Origin of the sequence: Prevotella veroralis (genome assembly GCF_018127765.1) — a bacterium.
Classification (GTDB): Bacteria; Bacteroidota; Bacteroidia; order Bacteroidales; family Bacteroidaceae; genus Prevotella; species Prevotella veroralis.
Window position 1 is genome coordinate 1 of sequence record NZ_CP072332.1, and the last position, 4,130, is coordinate 4,130.

At 41.0% G+C, this 4,130-nt stretch carries 6 protein-coding genes; 5 read left to right on the plus strand and 1 reads right to left on the minus strand.

Going from position 1 to position 4,130, the window contains the following annotated elements; genetic code table 11:
• Nucleotides 1–29: 29 nt before the first annotated feature.
• Nucleotides 30–197, minus strand: a complete 168-nt coding sequence (locus J5A55_RS12230) for a hypothetical protein (protein WP_199879844.1) — start codon at nt 195–197, stop codon at nt 30–32.
• A 272-nt stretch (nt 198–469) separates the two neighbouring features.
• Here J5A55_RS12230 and J5A55_RS12235 point away from each other — a divergent pair, with 272 nt between their 5' ends.
• The 5 genes from J5A55_RS12235 (at nt 470) to J5A55_RS12250 (ending at nt 3,774) form a co-directional block, all read left to right on the plus strand.
• On the plus strand, nt 470–1,372 hold the full coding sequence (locus J5A55_RS12235) for a plasmid recombination protein (protein ID WP_249118615.1): 903 nt from the start codon (nt 470–472) through the stop codon (nt 1,370–1,372).
• A complete protein-coding gene (locus J5A55_RS12450; RefSeq protein WP_249118616.1) occupies nt 1,356–1,781 on the plus strand; it encodes a hypothetical protein in 426 nt (141 codons plus the stop codon). Before J5A55_RS12235 ends, J5A55_RS12450 begins: the two co-directional genes overlap by 17 nt.
• A gap of 76 nt (nt 1,782–1,857) precedes the next feature.
• Entirely contained in the window at nt 1,858–2,103 is a 246-nt protein-coding gene (locus J5A55_RS12240) for an Arc family DNA-binding protein (protein WP_039851649.1), read from the plus strand.
• A 4-nt stretch (nt 2,104–2,107) separates the two neighbouring features.
• Nucleotides 2,108–2,389 carry a type II toxin-antitoxin system YafQ family toxin gene (locus J5A55_RS12245; RefSeq protein ID WP_004384764.1) on the plus strand — a complete coding sequence of 94 codons (282 nt, stop codon included), beginning with the start codon at nt 2,108–2,110 and terminating at the stop codon, nt 2,387–2,389.
• A 407-nt stretch (nt 2,390–2,796) separates the two neighbouring features.
• On the plus strand, nt 2,797–3,774 hold the full coding sequence (locus tag J5A55_RS12250) for a replication initiation protein (protein WP_004384762.1): 978 nt from the start codon (nt 2,797–2,799) through the stop codon (nt 3,772–3,774).
• Nucleotides 3,775–4,130 lie beyond the last annotated feature (356 nt).

Consider the following 4,130-nt stretch of genomic DNA (forward strand, 5'->3'; position numbering starts at 1 on the left):
AAATAACTTACACACTAGGGTACAAACATTTACACCACATGCAAGACTTCTTGCACAAGGTGCATTTTTTTCTTATATGGGTCGTTTCGTTCCGCTGTGCTCTCTTCACTCGTGCGCTTGGTCAATCGTCGTTCCTCCTCTTTCCCTTTTCGTTCCGTTCGTTCCTCTCTCCACTCATCAGGCGCATATCTAACCACTTCGTTTCAAGGTGCTATCGCTATGGGGAGACCCCTATGCCCCCATAACGCAACAGAGTTGCGATTATCCAAGCCTAACGGCTAAAAAAAGAACTATACTTTTGTTCTCTCGAAAGAATTGCATACCTTTGCGGAGAGAACTTACAAAAGTACAGTTCTTAGCTCACTAAGAACTTTGTACGACTATCGTCTAAAGTTCGTGAGCTCTCCGAGGGCGGGGGCAAACCCCTGCGACCCCTCCTAAACCACACACCGCAAATCAAGAAAACGACATGGCACAAACATCAGTAAATTTTCAGTCTGTCAAAGCTGGCAGTGAACAGCATAACAAAAGGGAAAAAGAACTCGATTACGTTCACAAAGAACTTTCTCATAATAACGAGTACTGGGAAAGCTGCACGCAAGAGCAGCGCATGAAAGAACTGAAAAAACTCGTGAAAGAGAAATCGGGGAGAAAGATGCAGAAAAACGCAAGCCCGATTTGGGAAGCGGTGGTGGTCATAGACGAGCACACGACCATGGCCAAACTACATACGCTTGCAGAAGAGCTGCATCAAAAGTTTGGCATGAATTGTTTCCAAATTGCAATCCACAAGGACGAGGGGTACAAGATGAGCAAAGACCAGGTAAAACTGAATCTTCATGCCCACATGGTATTTGATTGGATAGACCATGAAACTGGGAGGGCAAAACACTACAACCGCACACACATGGCGCAGATTCAAACACTCGTCGCAAATGTCCTCGACATGGAGCGAGGACGGAGCAGTGATAAAAAACACAAGACACCACAGCAGTTCAAGGCGGAAAAAGAAGCAGAAGAAGCCATGAAAAAAAAGCAGGAAGCGGAAGAACAAGCAAGGAAAGCCGAAGCCGTTGCAGTAGAGAAAAGGCAGGAACAAAAAGAACTTGAGGATAAAAATACTACATTACGCAAAGAATGGTACACTATGTGGAAGCAAAACCTTGAACTTAGCGGTCAACGTAACAACCTTACGGTAACGGTGTGGGACCAAAAGGAAGAACTTAAAAAAGCAAAAATAAGCCTCTCCAATGTTCAAAGTGAACTTTGTACGGCAAATAGTACGTTAGAAGACCAAAAGCGGCTCATATCGCAAAAAAAACGACCAATTAAAGCAAATAGAGGAGGGTATTACGTTGGCGAAGTCCTTTGACAACAGGATTAGCAGGGCTTTCAATGGTGCAGACGTAGAAAACAGCCTATGGGGAGCAACCCCACTCCGAGCTGCAGCAGAAGAATGTGAGAAAATCAAAAACGAGATTGAAAACAGGTACAGACGCATTGAGAGCATCATAGGAAAAGCTGTCGATTGCATCTCCGACTGCATCACGGATATGAAACGGAGAGCCTTCAGCAGTTCTGATGTCCTGACCATCGACACCGCTCTGGGCAAAAGCAGACGAGAAGAACGAGCCGATTATCTTCTTGAAGCTGCCGAGGAAAAGGCAGAAGTGAAGCATGGAAATTATGCAGGACACGCTATTTGGGAACGTGACCTAAAAGCCATTGCAAGAGGGGAACAGGTAAGAACGATAGACAGGGGGCAAGGACTACGCTACTAAAGAAAAACATTTATTTCCTTGCTTTTTCAAATATTTTGTATTACTTTTGCAATACAAACAAATACAAATAGAAGACATGAATACAACAGCAATTAGAAAACCAGCATCTTTCAGATTACCACAAGACTTGCTCGAAGCACTGAAAGAACGTGCCAAGGCAAGCAATAGGAGCCTGAACAACTACGTTGAAAGCGCACTCTTGCAGCTCGTCTATCACGAACCCAACGAAACCACCATCGCAGCCATGAATGAAGCTCTGTCAGGAAAGGAACTTGAAACCCTTGACATGGCTAACTTTAAGGACTTCGTGAAATCTTTGTAATAGTATGGCAAAGTTTGAAATCAAACCTACAGGGCAATTCAAGAAAGACCTCAAGAGATACAAGTACGACCAAGGAAAGTTAGACGACTTGCAAAAGGTTCTTGATTGCCTGGAGGAAACAGGAGTAGTTCCAAAGGACTACAAGCCACACCCACTTTTCGGAAATTACAAGGGTTTTCTTGAATGTCATGTGCAGGAAGATTTTCTTCTCATTTGGATTGACAAGGAAAAACCTCTCATCAAATTAGTGCGTATTGGGAGCCATTCTGAACTCTTCAAAAAATAATTTTCAATGGTATTATTTTGCCAAAAATGGTAGAATAACACCAAAAAGTAAAAAATATTTACAGCTATAAAAAGTTAGCTCAAATCACGCTTACGCCCCCCCCCTGCCCCCCCCTAGAGGGGGATTGTTTTTGTCTTTTTCCCTTTCGTTTCCATGTCGATTTTCGGGATAACCAACCCGATAAAAGCCTTATTTCTGTTATAGACAACGTCTGTTATGTCTATCCTCGCGCGCGCGCATTATGCGAGGAAAAAGGGCTCTAACTACGAGAAATTTAATGTTAAAAGCGAGAAATTTAATGTTTCTATGAAATCTAACTACGAGAAATTTAATGAAAATAGAGAGAAAATGTTTTGTTTCTCGCATTTAATTACTATCTTTGCCACATAATTATAAATCAAGGACTTATGGCACGAACCATCAAAGGAAACGAACTTGCAATTCAGTCGTACATATTCACTACTGCCAAATACGACTTTTCAGCCTATGAAAAGCGCATCATGTACCGACTTGTAGAGTTAGCTCAAGATGAAATCAAGGGCATTATGATTAGGGACAATATGCATAAAATTGAACCAACTTTGTTTGGTCGAGAGATAACAATGCCAGTTGCAGACATCTTGCGAGACGAGAAAGACCAAAACTACACAATAGCAAAAAAGGCTTTCAAATCTTTGGCACAAAAAGGTGTAGAATACGAAGACGAAAAAATTTGGCAATACACGAGCATAATATCAAGTCCAAAGATAAACAAGATAAAAGGCTCTGTTGTGTTCCAAGTTGCAGACGATATTTGGCGTTGCCTTTTGGACTTCACAAAGGGTTATCGAAAGTACGAACTTATTACTGCTATGGGTTTTAAGTCCGTCTATTCTATGCGTATGTACGAACTTATGAGCGGACAGAAGAGACCATTAGAATTTACTTTTGAAGACTTAAAACAACGTTTCAAACTAAAAGATAAATACAGCAAAGTCAATGATTTCAAACGTTGGGTTTTAGATATTGCCAAGAAAGAACTTGACGAAAGCAGCCCCTACTCATTCAACTACATCGAGGTAAAGGAGGGACGCAGGGTTGTCAGCTTTAAGTTCTTTCCTACATTCAAGCCTGACAACAAAGATACAGAGCTATACGCAACAGAAATGCGTTCAAAGGTTTCAGCAAGCGCACAAATCAGCAGGGAAGCATATGACTACTTCCGTTACTCGTTTGAGTTCAAAACAGCAGAAATCAGCAAGAATAAGAAGACCATTATCGAGGGGGAAAAGAAAATATCCGATTTTATCGGTTTTCTTTCTTCTCTGGTCGGTCCATCAAGAACAGCAACAAACCGTATCGGCTATGTGATAAACGCCATCAAAAAGAAGACTGCCGAAAGCTAAAATTTGCACATGGCGCAAGACAATTCCCACTATATGTAAGATTTTGCGCAAGATGGGATTTTTCCTAATAGAGACCTCTGCAAAACCCCTTTATTTCAAGATTATTAAATACATAACTCACTGATAATCAATTATAGCATTTCGTGGCGAATAGAGTTTTGCAGAGGTCTCATATATTGAACTTGTATAATATTAATTCTCCTCAAACTTTTTGTGTATTTTGTAGTATTCCTACATTAACTTAGTACTGGTATTTGGATTATTCTCTCTGTAATACTCCTACAATATGCCGTATTGTATCCATAAACAAGTTTTTTTTTCTTTCTCGTTTGCTCTACTGTAACTATTCAAGCCTA

Excerpts from the sequence above, each read along its gene's own strand:
- J5A55_RS12235 (WP_249118615.1), top strand. The coding sequence starts at position 470 with ATGGCACAAACATCAGTAAATTTTCAGTCTGTCAAAGCTGGCAGTGAA.
- J5A55_RS12240 (WP_039851649.1), top strand. The coding sequence starts at position 1,858 with ATGAATACAACAGCAATTAGAAAACCAGCATCTTTCAGATTACCACAA.
- J5A55_RS12245 (WP_004384764.1), top strand. The coding sequence starts at position 2,108 with ATGGCAAAGTTTGAAATCAAACCTACAGGGCAATTCAAGAAAGACCTC.
- J5A55_RS12250 (WP_004384762.1), top strand. The coding sequence starts at position 2,797 with ATGGCACGAACCATCAAAGGAAACGAACTTGCAATTCAGTCGTACATA.